The following is a 17,733-nucleotide window of genomic DNA, read 5'->3' as shown; positions in this document are numbered from 1 at the left end:
TTAATTTTTATGTTAATTGAAGAGTGTAATAGTTTCAAAAATAAATTTTGATACAAAGCAAAAAGCCTATTCTAAAAAAAGAATAGGCTTTCTACTGTATTTCAGGATTAAGCAGTATTATTAATTGCTTGAAGCAATCTTATTTATCTTTGAATACAACTTAAATGTATTTAATGCTGAAGTTTTAGTCAAGATAGTAAAGAGATGATTTGCAGTTAATTAGTAAATCCTGTGATGTACTTCTCGTTTTTTATAAGCAATAAAAAACGCCCATTTCTACTTCTCAAGAAAAAATGGGCGCAAGTGAAAACCACTAAAGACCTGAAATACCAAATGTTCTTACATTTAGTAATATTGATTCTAGTTAATTTACCGAATGGTTGACAATTAAACCAGTTGTACTTTTTCTAGTCATTTCGGCCAATAAAAAATGTAAAATAATTCGCTATTTTCAATAAGTTTAGCGATAGATTATTCATCTAAAATACGATTAAGCACAGTCAACCAGTTAGAAAAACAGATTTTTTCTATGATTTCATGCGAATAGTGCCTTTTTTGCATTCTCTCGATGAGTAGGTGTAGTCCCCTTACATCTTCAATTTCATGACTAATGAGCGCCCCATCAAAGTCTGAACCAAAACCAACATGATCTATCCCTATTTCGTCTATTAAATATTCTAGATGTTCTAAAATGACATCAATGGATGTGTTTGCATCACGCTGTCCATCTTTACGTAAAAATGCGACATCAAAATTTAATCCAACTATCCCTTTAGAGTCTCTGATCGCTTTGAGTTGATCATCTGTTAGATTTCTGGCTTGTGGACATAAGGCATGGACATTCGAATGAGTCGCGACAATCGGCTGTTGAAGAATGTTAGCGGTATCCCAAAAAGCTTGTTCATTCATATGGGAAACATCAATCACCATTTTTTTATCAGCACAGCGCTTTATAAATGTTTTGCCCTCGTGTGTAAGACCAGCTCCCGTGTCGGGTGAATGGGGAAACTTAGCATTTAAACCATGTCCAAAACGACTGGGTCTATTCCAAAGCGGTCCAATGCTACGAAGCCCTGCATCATAAAATACATCGAGTAAATCTGGATTAAGTTGTAGTGCTTCGGCGCCTTCCATATGCAATACAATGGCTAACTTTTGTTTTGCTAAGCAGTGCTGAATATCCTGAACAGTTGTGCAAATTTGAATGTCATTAGAATACTCGGCGAGTTGTTTTGCTAAATCGAGTTGTTCCAGACAAATTTGTTCAATTTGCTGTTGTGTGAAGTCAGATGAGGTTTGGTCAAAAAGCTTATTAGGATGGTGCTGCTGAACATAGGCAAAAGGTGGTAAGAAAATAGCAAACATACCGCCAACAAAACCCGCTTCTTGACAGCGTTTTAAATCGAGATGCCCTGCTAAACGTTCCTGAATAAAAGCTTGAGCAGGATTGCGATGATCGCTTAACCAAAGGCGCGTTAGTACATCATTATGACCATCAAAAACAGGAATTGAGCTATGGTTCATATTTACGTTCTCACCACTATTCATCTGCAATATTTTGAACAGGAATGTTTTGCTGAACCGTAAATTGTTTTGAATTTTTAGTATTACGGAACACTAGTTTTTCTAGAGAGGAATCGAGTTCACTCTCGGCACGTGCTTGTTCAATAAGCTGATGATATGGCGATTTACCGCAGACAGGATCTGCATTGCTTGCATCGCCTGTTAACATATAGGCTTGGCAACGACAGCCACCAAAGTCGCGGTCTTTATCTGGGCAACTACGGCAGCCTTCTGGCATCCATGCATCGCCACGGAAGTGGTTAAAACCTGTAGATTCATACCAAATATTGGAAAGGCTTTGCTCACGAACATTTGGGAAAGAAATTGGTAACTGTCTAGCGGCGTGACAAGGCAACGCCATACCATCTGGTGCAACGGTAAAGAAAATTTTGCCCCAGCCATTCATACAGGCTTTTGGTCTTTCTTCGTAATAGTCAGGCACTACAAAAATAAGTTTGCAAGGATGATTTTGTGCTTTTAACTTGTCGCGATATTCATTGGTAATACGCTCTGCACGTATAAGTTGTTCTTGCGTTGGTAATAAACCTTGACGGTTTAAAAATGCCCAACCATAAAACTGACAAATAGCTAACTCGACTGTATCTGCATTAAGTTCAAGGCAAAGCTCGATAATTTTATCAATCTGGTCAATGTTATGTCGATGAATCACAAAATTAAGAACCATCGGATAATCATATTCTTTTACCAGACGACACATTTCATACTTTTGTTCAAAAGCATGTTTTGAACCTGCCAAAGCGTCATTAACAACTGGGTCACTTGCTTGAAAGCTAATTTGAATATGGTCTAGGCCAGCTTGCTTTAAATGGGAAATACGCTGTTCGGTAAGGCCCATACCAGAGGTAATCAGGTTGGTATAAAACCCAAGTTGGTGCGCATGTGCTACAAGCTCTTCTAGATCTTGACGTACTAAAGGCTCACCACCTGAAAACCCGAGTTGCACAGCACCCATTTGACGCGCTTGATCGAAAACGTCAAACCATTCTTGTGTGGTCAATTCATTTTTGTGCTGTACGTAGTCTAAAGGGTTTGAACAATATGGACATTGTAGCGGGCAACGATACGTTAGCTCCGCTAGTAACCATAGTGGTAAACCAACACCATTGGTCATATAAAATCAATCCAGTGCTGTTGCTGGGCAACTAACATGTAATCAATAACATCGTTGTCAATTTCAGCTATATCGCCAAATTGTTGCTTGATCTGGGCAATAATGGCAGAGACATTATTTTTCCCATCAATATATTGTCCAATGGCCCCTGCACTTTCATTTAACTTGATCATGCCTTCAGGATATAAAATCACAAAGCCATTTTGAGCGGGTTCAAATTGGAAACGATAACCTTGTCGCCATGTCGGCACAAGATTTACATCAAATTGCTCTTTATTCATTTAAATAGTCCTTTATGCCATACCTGTTCTTGAGTCACACTGTGATACGGTGCTTGATTGTGTACGTATGCCAGTGTTAAGGCATCTAAAATGCTCCATAAAATATCCAGTTTAAACTGTAATATTTCTAGCATTCTTTGTTGTTGTTCATGGGTAGTAAATGAATCAAGCGTGATTGTTAAACCATGCTCAACATCACGGCGTGCTTGACTTAAACGAGAGCGAAAATATTCATAGCCCTTGTCATCAATCCAAGGGTAATGTTGTGGCCATGACTCAAGTCGTGACTGATGAATCTGTGGGGCAAAAAGTTCAGTTAAAGAGCTGCTTGCTGCTTCACGCCATGATGCACGGCGTGCAAAATTTACATAGGCATCTACAGCAAAGCGAACACCCGGTAAAACCAATTCTTCGGAAATCACTTGCTCACGACTCAAACCAACAGCTTCTGCCAAGCGTAGCCATGCCTCTCGACCACCACCGTCAGGATATTCACCATCTTGGTCAATCATGCGTTGAATCCATTCCTGACGCACGCGCTGGTCTGGACAATTTGCCATAATCGCGGCATCTTTGAGTGGAATGTTGATTTGATAATAATAACGGTTTGCAACCCAAGCCTGAATTTGTTGCTGAGTCGCTTTACCTTCATACATCATTACATGAAATGGATGATAAATATGATAATACTGACCTTTATCAATAATAGCCTGTTTAAATTGTTCGGTCGTTAAAGCTTCAGGTGTTTGAGTCATGTTTCACCTTAGAGTTCAATTTGCATGCCATCAAAGGCAACTTCTACACCATTTGCTTTTAGTTCAGCAAATTGAGCAGAGTCTTCATTTAAAATCGGATTGGTATTATTAATATGAATTAGTACTTTTTTCGGTGTATTGAGTTGGTTCAAATAAGACAACGAACCACCTTCACCACTAATATATAAATGCCCCATTTCACGGCCAGTTTTTTTACCTACACCCGTTTGTTGCATTTCATCATCTGTCCAGAGTGTACCGTCAATCATGACACAATCTGAATTTTGCATAATCGGCATGATTTGATCGTCAATCTTTCCAAGCCCTGGCGCATAAAACAACTGTTTTTGTGTTTTATGATCTTTGATGATTAAAGCAATATTGTCGCCTTCATGCGGGTCATGGCGATGTGGTGAATATGGTGGTGCAGCGCTTTGAATAATTAAAGGTACAAATTCTAAATTTTCGAAACCATCAATTTTAAAAGCTTGTTTAGGATTAATTTCATTGTATTGAAGACCGCCATTCCAGTGCTTCAACATATTAAAGACTGGAAAACCTGTGGTCAGGTCTTGATAGACCATTTCTGTACACCACACATTCATTGGGCAGCCTTCACGCAGAGTTAAGAGTCCAGTGGTATGGTCAAGCTGGCTATCCATCAAAATAACGTTGGTAATGCCCGTGTCACGTAATTTACGTGCAGGTTGAGCTGCTTTAAAGTCAAATAATTGCTGACGGATATCTGGTGATGCGTTTAATAAAATCCAGTCTACGCCGTTTTCTGAAACCGCAATTGAAGATTGAGTTCGTACTTTGGCATTAATCGTACCTGTACGGACACCATGACAATTAGGACAATTGCAGTTCCACTGAGGGAAGCCGCCTCCAGCTGCTGAACCTAAAATATAAATATACATAAAATTAATATCTTATTAGAAAGACATAAGCCCTAGAACAAAACTAGGGCTTATGACAGATTTGAATAGAAATAATTAACGTGCTTCAAAGTACATTGTTACTTCAAAACCAATACGTAAATCAGTGAAAGCTGGTTTTGTCCATTGCATAAATTTTTCTCCAGTCAGGATTAATCTTGTGAAATGAATCACTTGATCAAATCTTATAAAGCAATTAAAAATTTATTCTAATTAAAAATGTCACGTTTGTAGATAAGGTTGGTACAAGATATTGTTCGATAATTGTGTTTTTTGTCCAAATTTTAATAACTCCTTATCAATCAAAGGCAATTAAAAAAAGCCATAGCAAATGAATATTCTGCTATGGCAGATGTTTTACACGGCTAAGTTCATTAAGTGTTGCTGCGCAATATAAAGCTCTTGCCCAGATTTAGGCTGATATTGCACCCAAGTTCCATCGGCTTGTAGCTCCCACGCTTGACGATTATCTTTTAGATAATTGTTTAGCCCATCTTCAATCACTTGTTTCTTTAATTTTTTACTTTCGATTGGGAAACAGGTTTCTATACGCGAAAATAAATTGCGTTCCATCCAGTCTGCACTAGCGCAAAACACTTTTGTATCGCCATCATTATAAAAATAGTAAACCCGAGTATGTTCTAAATAACGGCCAACAATTGAACGTACCCGAATATTATCGGACAGCCCTGTAACTTGTGGTCTTAAACAGCAAATGGAACGAATAATTAAATCAATTTGTACACCTGCTTGAGAGGCTTTATAAAGCGCGCTGATGAGCTGTGGTTCAGTAAGCGCATTCACTTTAATGATGATATGTGCCTTCTTGCCAGCAAGACTATTTTTAATTTCCTGCTCAATAAGCTCTAGCAATTGAGAGTGCAAGGTAAATGGTGCATGAAAAAGTTTTTTAAGCTTTGCCATTTTGCCCATACCAGTAAGTTCTTGGAAAATCTTATGCACGTCTTCACAAATTTCAGCATCACTCGTAAGCAGGCCAAAATCGGTATAAATTTTGGCATTCACCGCATGATAGTTGCCTGTACCTAAGTGAACATATCTTTTAATTTTGTCTTGTTCACGGCGAACAACTAAAATCATTTTAGCGTGAGTTTTGTAGCCAACAATGCCATAAACGACAACTGCGCCTGCTTCTTGCAATACGTTAGCTACTTCAATATTGGACTCTTCGTCAAAACGTGCTCTTAACTCAATGACCGCAGTAACTTCTTTTCCATTACGTGCAGCTTCTGCAAGAAGTTGAACGATTTCCGAGTTGGCTCCACTACGGTATAAGGTTTGTTTAATTGCCAAGACATTTGGGTCTTGGGCAGCTTCGCGAAGGAACTTGATGACAGGTGCAAAAGAATCAAATGGATGATGAAGTAAAACATCCCCTGCTTTTAACACATCAAAAATTGGCTTTTTGCTATAGAGGAGTTTTGGTAAAACTTGTTGATACGGTTTATAGCGTAAATCTGGCAAATCAAAGTTTGAAATAAAGCGGGCTAGGTTGACGGGACCATCGACGTAATAAAGATGTTCAGCATCTAAATCAAATTGCTCTAATAAATAGTTTGCAATTTCTTCAGGACATTTTTTTGCTACTTCCAAACGAACCGCTTGACCAAAACGGCGTGAAGATAACTCACCTTTTAAAGCCACGGCCAAGTCTTCTACATCTTCTGAGACGGTTAAATCAGCATTTCGAGTAACGCGAAATTGATGACAACCTGTGGCTTTCATGCCCGGAAATAAATCTGAAATGTGCTGATGAATAATAGCCGAGAGCAAAATGTAATGTTCTGCACCACCAGAAATATGCTCTGGAATTTTAACCAGTCTTGGTAAAGAGCGTGGTGCTGGGACAATTGCTAAATCAATTTGGCGTCCGAAAGCGTCTTTACCTTCCAAAGTCACAATGAAGTTAAGACTTTTATTAACTAACCGTGGAAATGGATGCGCCGGATCTAGACTAATTGGAGTAACGACAGGTTGTACTTCTTTAAAAAAGTATTCTTTAATCCAGTCTTTATGTTTCTCTAATATATCACCGTGCTGAATAAAATGAACGCCATAGCCTTGCAACTGTGGCAACAACGTATAATTTAAAATCTTATATTGCTCTTCAACGGCTTCATGAGCATTTTTCGAAATTTGCTTTAATACTTCTGGTAATGGCAGACCTTCTGGTCCAGTCGCTTGTGTCATTAGACTAATTTTCTGGATTAAACTTGCCACACGAATTTCAAAAAATTCATCCAGATTACGTGAAAAAATAATTAAAAAATTTAAACGTTCAAGTAATGGGTGTTCAATATCTTTGGCCTGAGCGAGCACACGCTTATGAAACTCTAATAAAGAGAGTTCTCTATTGATATATGTCTCTAAATTATGCTGGTTTGAGCTAGATAATGTAGGTAATGATGTCATTCTTGACTCTTATAATGGATAAAAAGTGAACATGAATAAAAAAGATTAATTTAAAAATATATAACCGATTTTATTCACTGAACATTTTGTAACTGTTTTATTGCAAATTCATGAATTTTTTATGAAAAACTTAAAAATTAAGATCTATTTATGTGTCTTAAATATTTCCTTTTATTAGTTTACCTCTAATATTATCTTAGCATTAATTTTTTAAAGATCATCTGATTTTGATTAAGATTTAGTTTTCATCAAATATTCACACAGTATGCGTATTTTTTATGCATCTTAATTCACCAATTGATAAAAAATGACGACTTTAAATATATTATTTAAGACAACATCTTTATGTCTGGCAATGGCTTTATTAGCTGGTTGTAATGATAACAATGACAGTGATTCAAATACATCTGCACCCCGAAGTAACCAGACGGTCGATATTTTAGCTTTTAACGACTTTCATGGAAATTTAGAACCACCTAAACGCTATGTTGATGCAACTAACCCAAATGATGCATCTCAGACAGTACGTATTCCAGTTGGGGGTGTGAGTTACTTTGCAGACGCAATTAAGAAACTTAGAGCTCAAAATCCCAATAATGCTGTTGTTTCAGCGGGTGACTTGATTAGTGCTTCCCCACTCACTTCTTCGTTGTTTTTAGATGAACCTACGATTGATGTCATGAATGATATTCAAATTGACTTTAATGCTGTGGGTAACCATGAATTTGACCGCGGTACAGATGAGTTACGTCGTTTGCAAAATGGTGGCTGTCAACAATACACAAGTACAGCACCTTGCCAAATTAATAAAAACTTTAGTGGTGCAAAATTTAATTTCCTTGCCGCTAACGTCGCAATGAAAAACGATGCAAGCAAAACGATTTTTCCAGCTTATAAAGTCAAAACTTATGGTGGAATTCCAGTTGCATTTATTGGTTTAACACTTAAAGCAACTCCAAGCATTGTGTCTGCAGCTGGTATAAAAGACGTTGAGTTTCGTGATGAAGCCGATACCGTAAATGCCCTTATTCCTGAACTACAAAAACAAGGTATTCAGGCTTTTGTGGTGGTTGTCCATGAAGGTGCAGCACCAAGTACTAAGCTTAATCAAAAAACATGTGATGGTTTAAGTGGGCCGATTTTAGGTATTTTAGATCGCTTAAATCCGGCAGTGGATATTGTTGTTTCAGGTCACACGCATCAATCTTATATTTGTGACTATGCAACTAAAAACCCGGCTAAACCGTTCTTACTGACTTCCGCTGGCCAATACGGCACGCTGATTACCGATATTAAGATTGAGCTAGATGGTAAAACTGGCGACATTATTAAAAAAGATGCTAAACAAGTTCCGGTTCAAAGTGAGGCCTATACTTCAGGTACAACCACTGTAAGCCTTACAGATCTTTATCAAAAATTTAGTAAGACACCAAGTATCGAAGCGATTTTAGACAAATACCGTCAAGCGGTAACAACTATTTCTGGGCGTGTGGTTGGAACGTCTACTGCCGTTGTGAGCCGTACTCAGGCTGAAAGTGGTGAAAGTCCGTTAGGCGATATGATTGCTGATGCACAACAAGCCTCTGCTCTTAAAGCAAGCGACCAAGGTTCAGACTTTACACTCATGAACCCAGGGGGTGTACGTGCCGATCTACTGATTAACAGCAGTAACCAAATTACCTTTGGTGATATTTTTGCTGTTCAGCCTTTTGGTAATTCGATTGTGACGCTGAGTTTAACCGGTAAACAAATTCGAGATGTCCTTGAGCAACAATGGTCTGGTGGAAATGCAAGTTCACCTAAAATTTTACAGCCATCTAAAGAGTTAAGTTACCAATATTCGGCAAATACAACTATTTCACCGAGAGCAAGCAATATTATGGTGGCAGGCTTTCCATTAGTTGACACCAAGGTATATCGCGTAACAGTCAATAGCTTCTTGGCAGATGGTGGTGACAACTTTACAGTATTAAAAGATGGTCAGAACCGTGTTGGTGGTGGTCAAGATATTGATGCCTTTGAAAGCTATGTTGCTAAAAATTCACCACTCATTATTCCGGCTACAACTCGAATTAAAGTCATCAAATAATTTCATTTAATGACGTATAAAGGACAGTACGAAGCTGTCCTTTATTTTTATATGAAAAACTAAAAGAGCTTTCATTCAGTATAGAGGTTAAGTTCTACACTGCTGATGTCTGCTCCAGTATTTGCAAAAATAATATCCATAACTTCATGCAATAGTTCCTTCACTTTTTCATGTTCAAAGCTTGAAGTTTCTGCTGTTTTTAAGCAAATCAGGTTACAACTCATTTTATCTTTTCTGAGCTTATAAATACTTTTACTTTTTCCCAAAAACACTCTTTTGACGAGTTTGCGATTTTCAAACTCAGATAAAATTCGGTAAATAGTGCCTAGTGTAATTTTATATTCATTTTTAATTTGTGCATAAATGCTATCCGCACTTAAGCCATGTGGGTTCTGATTTAAAATTTCAAAAACCTGTATTCTCGATTTTTTTATAGGCAATCCATTTAATAATGATTTTGATATTGTCGTCATGTTAATTAACCTTAAAGTTTAGAAATATAGAAATTTTTAAAAATTATTTTGACTATATTTACTTGAAAATTATGGGTGTTTACTCACTGAAAAGCTCAAAGCCTATACCCCTATGAATAAGCTTTGAGCCTAGATTTAGCTTAGAAACTATAAGTGGCTTTTACAAAGTAATTACGGCCATAAAGTTTGGTATTAAATGATGCATCTTTATTTTCAAGATCAACATCGGTCAGATTTTTTACACCGTAGTCTAGTGTTAAACGTGGCGAAATTGGCGAAGTGAACGTGATGTCATAGGTCGTATAGGCTGGTAATTCTTTACCACTAGATAACATTTGATGACCTACATAGCTTGCACCAAAATTCATACGATAGTTTTCAACAATAGCCCATGAAAGTGAGCTATTAATTAACCATTCAGGACGTTCAGTCAGGTCTTTACCAGTTACCTCATTTTTAGCATCCAAATATGTTGCATTCGCTGTTATCCCTAAATTATCACTAAAGTCATATGCTCCGTTGAGTTCCACACCTTTTAGTTTTGCTTTAGCAACGTTATCCCATTTGTATGGATATTTGGTTTGATTTGGAGAATTAGGATTAGAAACACGTTCAATTAAGTTCTCTACATCATTTTCAAATACTGTAATACCAGTATTCCAGTTTGGTTTACGAACAATTAGACTTGCTTCATAGTTGGTACTTTCTTCAGGTTTTAGATTTGGATTCCCTGTAATAAAACAGCTCCCCCCACAAGAAATTAACTCATAATTTGCATCTAACTGATATGGTCCTGGAACTTTATAAGCTTGACCAACACCACCTTTAAGAATAACTCCTTCAGCGAGTTGATAAGCTAAATATGCTTTACCAGTTGCTTTACCATCAAAATTATCAAAGTCGTCGTAACGACCACCTAATGTTAAAGTAAGTGCATCGTTAATGTGGGTATCGTTCTGAACAAATACACCATAACTTTTCTGTTCAGACCCGCCAGATGTGTATCCTACGGGATCTGTGATTTTTTGGTCTTTATAATCAACACCAGCCGTGGTGTTGTTCATCATCCAGTCAAAGTTGGCAAAAGCACGACCTAGTAAGTTTTCTTGCTTATAATTACGACTTTGGGGAGCATTATATTCGCTGTCATAGTCATAAATTTTAGCAGTTTCTTTTCCAATATAAGCTTCTGTTTTCCCCCAACTCCATTTCCCTCGATGGGTAATACCTACATTGGTTCGCTCATCTTCACCTTCTTGGATAGAAGATGCCGCGTCTTGAGTAAGTGGTCGTTTATCTTTGGTATAACCTAAATCTAGGTCTAAAGTTTGTTGATCATTGATATCCCAACTTAAAGTCCCATGTACATTCTTAGTATCTTTCTCTACGAAATAGGCACCATTTGAGTCTGGTTTTCCATTTCGATACCACGCATCACGATTATAAGAATCACCAGATAGAGAAAAACTAACATTATCGGTTAAGCCGCCAAAGAGGTTAAATCCGTATCGGAATTGATCTTTTCCGTTTCCTCGATCGGCTCGGTTATATTGTCCAAAGACAGAACCATGAAGTTCGCCATTTTCGGCTTTCTTGGTAATAATATTGATTACGCCGCCCATCGCGTCAGAACCATAAAGCGATGACATTGGTCCGCGAATCACTTCAATTCGTTCGATACTATTTAATGGGATTGAACTCCAGTCAAAGTCATTACCTCGCCACATTGCTCCCAGAGAAGATGTTCTTTTTCCATTGATTAGAATTAAAGTATAACTACCAGACGTATCTTGCATCCCTCGTATAATAATTTTGTCCTGTCCACTGTTATAGTTATAAACCCCTGCTTGTTTTTGTAAAACGTCTGCAAGGCTAAGTGCTGCACTACGTTCAATGTCTTCACTTGTGATGACACTAATGGATGCGGGTGCTTTATCTACATCTTGTTCTTTTAAAGCAGCAGAAACCACAATAGTTTTAAGTTTTTGAACAGGTTCATTTGTACCCTGTTGCTCAATATCTATATTTGCTTGGACTGCGAATGGAAGCAGTGTTGAGAGAGCGACCACCAGCGCCTTTTTCGTTAATGTCATTTCTCGATCCTTATATTTTATAACGATTATCATATGATAATTGTTATCATTTATGATGTGCCGAGCATGATAGCTTCATGGCTTTTATTGTTCAATATAAAAGTAATTATTATTTATATAATGATAATCATTATTGTTTGTTTGCTTTAAAAAAGTTAATATTACAATTTGGTGTGCCTAAAAACCTATTGAAAACAAGCTTAAAGTAGACATAACAATGCTCTCTCGATTTTTTATTTATCACCCCATTTTTGTATCTGTCATTGCCATCACTATTCTTATTTTTGGTTTTTTTTCTATTCGTGCAATGCCAGTTGAGCGTTATCCAAACTTAGCTCCTCCAAGTGTCGCAGTGGTTGCTAATTACCGAGGTGCGTCTGCTGAAACTGTTGAAGAAAGCGTAACTCAGATTTTAGAACAACAAATTAAAGGGCTAGATAACTTACTTTATTTCACATCAAATAGTGAATCTTCAGGAACGGCCAGTATTGATATTCATTTTAAAATTGGTACAGATATTGATAAGGCACAACTGCAAGTACAAAACCGCATTAACAGTGCATTAAACCGTCTCCCCGAGCAAGTACAACGGCAAGGTGTAAATATTTGGAAAACCACAGGTGATATGCTGTTAATTGTGGGGCTATACGATGAGACAGGTAAAGCCAGCAATATCGAATTATCGGACTATATGGTGAATCACTTTGAACAACCTCTCTCGCAACTGCAAGGGATTGGTGAAGTTGATGTATTTGGTTCCAGTTATGCCATGCGTATTTGGTTAAATCCAAATCAGCTTAGAAATTATCAACTTATGCCGAGTGATATTGAAAAGGCACTTGAAGACTACAATACCCAAATTGCTGCAGGTTCGATTGGTGCTATGCCTTCGGCTGCTGATCAGAATATTTATGCCAAAGTCACAGCGGGTTCTCGATTAAAAACAGTCAACGATTTTAAATCGGTTGTGGTTAAAGCCAATGTAGATGGGAGTCTGGTTTATTTAAAAGATGTAGCGAGAGTCGAGTTAGGTGCCGAAAACTATGAAAGTATTAATACACTAAATGGCTACCCTTCTGCTGGTTTAGGCATTTCACTTAGTCCCGATGCGAACGCAATTGAAACCTCTGCTCTAATTAAAGCAAAAATTGAACAGCTCAAGCAGCATCTACCCACTGGATATAAAGTAGTTTATCCGCGGGACAATACACCGTTTATTGAAGAGTCGATTAAACAAGTCATTATTACTTTGCTTGAAGCAGTAGTTTTAGTCGTCATTGTGATGTATCTCTTTTTACAAAATTGGCGCGCTACACTTATTCCCACCATTACTGTACCTATTGTGATTTGCGGCACCTTTGTTGTGTTGTATTTGTCTGGAATGAGCATTAACACCCTTACCCTGTTTGCACTAGTTCTAGCAATTGGTTTATTGGTTGATGACACGATTGTCGTGGTTGAAAACGTTGAACGGCTTATGCATGAGCAACAATTAAGTGTTCGGGATGCATGTTTAGCATCGATGCAAGAAATTACTGGAGCATTGATGGGTATTACCTTGGTACTAACCGCCGTATTTATCCCGATGGCTTTTTTTAGTGGTTCAACGGGCATGATTTACCGCCAGTTTTCAATCACTTTAGCAGCTGCGATGTTGTTATCTTTATTGGTAGCCATGTTTATTACGCCAGCTTTGTGTGCTGTCTTACTAAAAAAACAAACTCAAAAACCTAAATGGGGACAAAAACTTGAGACTTTGCTTGAAAAAGTTAAAGTTGGTTTTAGTTTTTTAGCAAAAAGTTTAATCAAATTTAAAGCACTTTCATGTCTTGTAGTGTTAGCTTTAGCTGCTGTTTTAATTGTGATTTATCGTAGTTTGCCGACGAGCTTTATTCCAAATGAAGATCAGGGTTTATTGGCTGTGCCTTATAGTTTGCATAACAGTGCGTCTATGAGCCAAACACAAGAAGTAGGTAAACGGGTTAATAACTATTTCTTTGAACATGAAGCTAAAAATATTAATACTGTTCTTGTAGTCAATGGACAAAACTTTTCAGGGAGCGGTCCAAATTTAGGCATGGCGTTTGTTTCCTTAAAACATTGGAATGAACGTAAAGGTGAAGCTAATACTGCAAGTGCTATACGTGAGCGTGCGCAAAATTACTTGCAAAAAAACTTACCAGCCAAAGTTATGGTGGGTATGCCTGCAAGCGTTTCTGGTTTAGGTCAGTCTGATGCCTTAGAACTTTGGCTCAGAGATGTAAATGGTCAAGGACGTGATGAACTTATTAAGCAATATAAAGTCTTAGAAAAAGAATCTCACAATTATCCTACGTTTGAAAATTTAAGTCCGCTTGTAGATGAAAATAAGGCTGAAGTTTTTATTCAACTCGACCAGAATAAAGCCAAGATATTAGGGATTGATCAACAAGCGATTCGTTCAACTTTATCGACTGCTTGGGGTGGAAACTATGTGGGTGATTTTGTTGAAAGAGGCAAAATTAAACGAATCATTATGCAAGGTGATGCTGAATTTCGCTCTAAACCTGAAGATTTAGCTTATTGGCACGTCCGTAATAATACAGGGGGAATGCTTTCTCTTGCGCATTTTGGTCAAAGTGAGTGGACTGGTGGCCCAGAAACACTAACAAGATTTATGGGACTTGCTGCAATACAACTTGAAGCAAATGTTAGTTCTGGCTTTAGCTCAGGTCAAGCAATGCAACAGTTAAGTGATATGGTGAGTAAACAGTCTGGTGTAGATGTCGCATGGAGTGGTCTCTCGTTACAAGAGCAGCAATCGAGTCAGCAAGCCTTACTCTTATACATTATCTCTATTTTATTTATTTTCTTATGTTTAGCTGCTTTATATGAAAGCTGGAAAGTACCTCTTATTATTTTACTAGGACTTCCGCTAGGCATTACGGGAACTATTGTATTTGCTCAAATTTTTAACTTACCAAATGATGTGTATTTCCAAATCGCGTTACTAACGGGTATTGGTTTGTCTTGTAAAAACGCGATTTTAATTGTGGAGTTCGCAACTAAAGCCATAAAACAAGGTAAAGGTTATGTTACTGCTGCGTGTGAGGCTTTAGCTTTACGCTTACGTCCAATTTTAATGACGTCTTTAGCTTTTGGTGCAGGTGTTATTCCCCTTGTCGTTGCAACAGGTGCTGGTGCCGTGAGTCGCCATGAAATTGGTATGAGTGTATTTGGCAGTGTGGTTATAGGAACTTTACTGGTCCCTGTATTTACGGTGTTTTTCTTTGTTTTGGTACATAGTTTACCAGCTTTGCAATGGTCGCTTGGACGGGTTTGGTTTAGACGTGTATCCAAATATAGAAAAGATCATCCATCTTTATAGAACAAAAAAAGCAGATCAATGATCTGCTTTTTTATTGTTTAAATTTAAGCGACTAGTTTCTCAATCCATACTTCTAATGTAGGTTGTTCTGCCAAATCTTCAAAGCTTACCTGAGCGCCATAAGCCTGCCATTTACCCACTAAAGTCATTAAGCGAACTGAATCAAGCCCAAGCATGAGCAGATCATCATTTAACTGAATGTCCGAAGCTGGAATCTGTAGTTGCTCACTTACCGCTTGAACAATCCCTGCTTGGGTTAATGGCGAGACTGTTTGTTCTAGTTCCCAAGCACGAGTCACTTGTTGAGTTGTCATGACTTGAGCGCAACGTGTACTTGCATATTTTAATGCCATGTCGTGTTCTTCACGGCTAAAGTCAGCGAGTGCATCACCACATAAAAATGGTTGTATGTTGAGCATGAAGGCTTCTGCGGCACTCATGAGGCAGCCAATATGAGCATAAACACCACAAATAATGAGCTGATCACGACCTGACTCACGCATAAGTTGTTCAAGTGGTGAAAACTTAAATGCGCTATAACGCCATTTTGTTAAAACGGTATCATTTTTCTGAGGTGAGATTTCCGGCAAAATCTGAGTAATATACGGATCGTCTTTTAAACCAGTTCCCCAAAAATCGGTCAATAATTGACGATGTTCAGGCGTCTGATTACCGGGCTGTGCAGTATAAACCACTGGAATATTAAATTTACGTGCGGTTTCAATCAGTTCTTTGGTATTTTTAATGAGCTCTGGAATAGGCGCTTGAGTTTGATCATAAAAGTCTAAAAAATACTGCTGCATGTCATGGACCAATAACACGGCGCGATTGGTATGTAACTGCCAATGGGTTTTATTAGGTGTAAATTCGTGGGCTTGAGGCATGCTATAACTAGTAATTTTGGGAATACTCATCACATTTTTCCTTTTTTATCTTTAAGCAAGAACATTGGTTTTAGTTTCAAGTTGTTGACGCAATCTTTTTTTGTCGATTTTTCCAAAGGCTGTATATGGAAATTGCTCGATAAATTCGACTCGATCGGGAATTTTGTAGGTAGCCAGTCCATAATCTTTCAGATGTTGTCGAACTGACATCGCAAGGCGAATTGGGCTTGGATCATTGGTTTGTGATTGCCATGCAATAAAGGCACAGCTTTTTTCACCCATTATCTCATCAGGCATAGCAACCAGTGCTGCAAGGCGAATTTGTGGATGAGTTAATAAAGCTTGCTCCACTTCTTCAGTCGCAATTTTTTCACCAGCACGATTGATTTGTTCTTTTGAACGCCCTTCTACAACAATGCAGCCATCTTCACGAATACGAACTAAGTCGCCTGTACGATAAAAACCATCTGGTGTAAAAGAACGAGCGTTGTGCTCTGGTGCTTGGTAATAGCCGCGAATGGTATAAGGACCACGAGTGAGTAAATGCCCTACTTCTCCAGCTTCTACGGGTTGGTCATGATCATCCAATACCAAAATTTCATCATCTTGCGAAATTTTTAAACCTTGAGTATGAATAATTTGTTCTTTTGACATACCAAAACGGGTGTAGTTCACCAGCCCTTCAGCCATTCCAAAGACCTGTTGCAAATTAACCGTAAACTCATCAATTAAACGTAAGGCAACAGCATCGGGTAAACGCGCGCCTCCGACTTGTAAACAACGTAGAGTCGATAATATTGGATCTTGATCTTTGGCTGCTTTGTCCATCCAAGGTCGAACCAATGCAGGAACTAAACAAGCATCTGTCACACCGTGTTTTTTAATAAGTGGAAATGCAGTTTCCGGACTTGGATCTGTACCTAAAACCACTGCGCCACCAGCATAAAAAATGCCTAAAGAACCAGCCGAGCTCATTGAAAAGTTATGTGCCGCAGGTAAAACCATCAATAAACGTGAAATCTGATTGAGTTCGCAAATTTTGGCACTTTCACGCACACTGTAGAGATAATCATCATGAGTACGTGGAATGAGTTTCGGAACACCTGTGCTGCCCCCTGAAAGCTGTAAAAAAGCCACTTGATCTGCTGTAGTTGGCGAGATTGCTTCCGCTAGAATTTCTGTTTCTTTTAATAGATTTTCGATAGCAACAAAATTACCAGCATCACCAAGTACAAATACATGCTCTAAGCAAGGTGCTGTTTGCTGAAGCTTTTCGGAAAGCTCTCGGTAATCAAATTTTTGGGCGCCAAAATCTGCGCAGAAATAAGCTTTAGCTCGCGTCTGTTTAAAAAAGCTACTGAGTTCGGCATATCGATGGGCAGGTAAAGACATGATAGGTAAAGCACCTAATCGAATCAGTGCAAAAAATAGAATATAGAACTGATAGCGGTTTGGCATTTGTACGACGGCTTTATCGCCCGCACGTAAGCCATATTGATATAAATGGTTGGCACAACAATCAACTAGGTTATCAAATTCTTCATAGCTAACAGCTTTATCACCATCATAAATTGCAATATTTTTCGCATACTTTTGAGCACTTTCACGCAAGAAATCACTCAAGTTTTGTCCAAGCCAATAACCTTTTTTACGGTAAACCTCAGCAAATTCAGCTGGATATGGCACAGCGCCAACTAAATAATTCTTAGTTGTCATTTATTTATT

General features: G+C 38.1%; 13 protein-coding genes and 1 pseudogene. 2 read left to right on the top strand and 12 right to left on the bottom strand.

The window, feature by feature from the left end; genetic code table 11:
• Positions 1 to 471 precede the first annotated feature (471 nt).
• The 7 genes from MSG95_RS13140 to ppk1 form a co-directional block, all read right to left on the bottom strand.
• Entirely contained in the window at positions 472 to 1,524 is a 1,053-nt protein-coding gene (locus tag MSG95_RS13140; RefSeq protein ID WP_077165422.1) for a dipeptidase, read from the bottom strand.
• A 16-nt stretch (positions 1,525 to 1,540) separates the two neighbouring features.
• Complete coding sequence (pqqE, locus tag MSG95_RS13135) at positions 1,541 to 2,695, bottom strand: pyrroloquinoline quinone biosynthesis protein PqqE (RefSeq protein WP_077165421.1); 1,155 nt, start codon at positions 2,693 to 2,695, stop codon at positions 1,541 to 1,543.
• Positions 2,692 to 2,976 carry a pyrroloquinoline quinone biosynthesis peptide chaperone PqqD gene (gene pqqD, locus MSG95_RS13130; protein ID WP_019459141.1) on the bottom strand — a complete coding sequence of 95 codons (285 nt, stop codon included), beginning with the start codon at positions 2,974 to 2,976 and terminating at the stop codon, positions 2,692 to 2,694. The genes pqqE and pqqD overlap by 4 nt, the downstream gene beginning before the upstream one ends.
• The gene (pqqC, locus tag MSG95_RS13125) at positions 2,973 to 3,731 is read right to left on the bottom strand and encodes a pyrroloquinoline-quinone synthase PqqC (protein WP_077165420.1); all 759 of its coding nucleotides are present in this window, start codon (positions 3,729 to 3,731) and stop codon (positions 2,973 to 2,975) included. The genes pqqD and pqqC overlap by 4 nt, the downstream gene beginning before the upstream one ends.
• Before the next feature lie 8 nt (positions 3,732 to 3,739).
• A complete protein-coding gene (pqqB, locus tag MSG95_RS13120) occupies positions 3,740 to 4,651 on the bottom strand; it encodes a pyrroloquinoline quinone biosynthesis protein PqqB (protein WP_077165419.1) in 912 nt (303 codons plus the stop codon).
• 75 nt (positions 4,652 to 4,726) lie between these two features.
• Positions 4,727 to 4,801 (bottom strand): pyrroloquinoline quinone precursor peptide PqqA, encoded by a 75-nt coding sequence (gene pqqA, locus MSG95_RS13115; protein ID WP_001982218.1) that lies wholly within the window; start codon positions 4,799 to 4,801, stop codon positions 4,727 to 4,729.
• 225 nt (positions 4,802 to 5,026) lie between these two features.
• Positions 5,027 to 7,102, bottom strand: coding sequence for a polyphosphate kinase 1 (ppk1, locus tag MSG95_RS13110; RefSeq protein WP_324624770.1), 2,076 nt, complete (start codon positions 7,100 to 7,102; stop codon positions 5,027 to 5,029).
• Between the two features lie 307 nt (positions 7,103 to 7,409).
• On the opposite strand from ppk1, the gene MSG95_RS13105 reads away from it, so the two are divergent.
• Complete coding sequence (locus MSG95_RS13105; RefSeq protein WP_077165417.1) at positions 7,410 to 9,191, top strand: bifunctional metallophosphatase/5'-nucleotidase; 1,782 nt, start codon at positions 7,410 to 7,412, stop codon at positions 9,189 to 9,191.
• Positions 9,192 to 9,262: 71 nt separating this feature from the next.
• Here MSG95_RS13105 and MSG95_RS13100 read toward each other — a convergent pair whose 3' ends face one another.
• Positions 9,263 to 9,664 carry a transcriptional repressor gene (locus MSG95_RS13100; protein ID WP_004701669.1) on the bottom strand — a complete coding sequence of 134 codons (402 nt, stop codon included), beginning with the start codon at positions 9,662 to 9,664 and terminating at the stop codon, positions 9,263 to 9,265.
• 140 nt (positions 9,665 to 9,804) lie between these two features.
• Entirely contained in the window at positions 9,805 to 11,757 is a 1,953-nt protein-coding gene (locus MSG95_RS13095) for a TonB-dependent receptor plug domain-containing protein (protein WP_077165416.1), read from the bottom strand.
• A 217-nt stretch (positions 11,758 to 11,974) separates the two neighbouring features.
• Here MSG95_RS13095 and MSG95_RS13090 point away from each other — a divergent pair, with 217 nt between their 5' ends.
• Positions 11,975 to 15,124 carry a multidrug efflux RND transporter permease subunit gene (locus tag MSG95_RS13090; RefSeq protein ID WP_324624769.1) on the top strand — a complete coding sequence of 1,050 codons (3,150 nt, stop codon included), beginning with the start codon at positions 11,975 to 11,977 and terminating at the stop codon, positions 15,122 to 15,124.
• 44 nt (positions 15,125 to 15,168) lie between these two features.
• On the opposite strand, the gene MSG95_RS13085 is transcribed toward MSG95_RS13090, so the two are convergent.
• The 3 genes and pseudogenes from MSG95_RS13085 to MSG95_RS13075 form a co-directional block, all read right to left on the bottom strand.
• Positions 15,169 to 15,369 (bottom strand): phosphopantetheine-binding protein, encoded by a 201-nt coding sequence (locus tag MSG95_RS13085; protein WP_373368118.1) that lies wholly within the window; start codon positions 15,367 to 15,369, stop codon positions 15,169 to 15,171.
• 18 nt (positions 15,370 to 15,387) lie between these two features.
• Positions 15,388 to 16,038: pseudogene (locus MSG95_RS13080) on the bottom strand (isochorismatase family protein); the annotation flags it as partial.
• A gap of 21 nt (positions 16,039 to 16,059) precedes the next feature.
• Positions 16,060 to 17,724 (bottom strand): (2,3-dihydroxybenzoyl)adenylate synthase, encoded by a 1,665-nt coding sequence (locus tag MSG95_RS13075; protein WP_077165413.1) that lies wholly within the window; start codon positions 17,722 to 17,724, stop codon positions 16,060 to 16,062.
• Between the last annotated feature and the right edge of the window lie 9 nt (positions 17,725 to 17,733).

It is taken from the genome of Acinetobacter sp. IK23, assembly GCF_035615275.1.
In the GTDB taxonomy this organism is placed as follows: Bacteria; Pseudomonadota; Gammaproteobacteria; order Pseudomonadales; family Moraxellaceae; genus Acinetobacter; species Acinetobacter seifertii.
The sequence above is the reverse complement of the archived record's forward strand: the minus strand, read 5'-3'. Positions and strand labels throughout refer to the sequence as shown.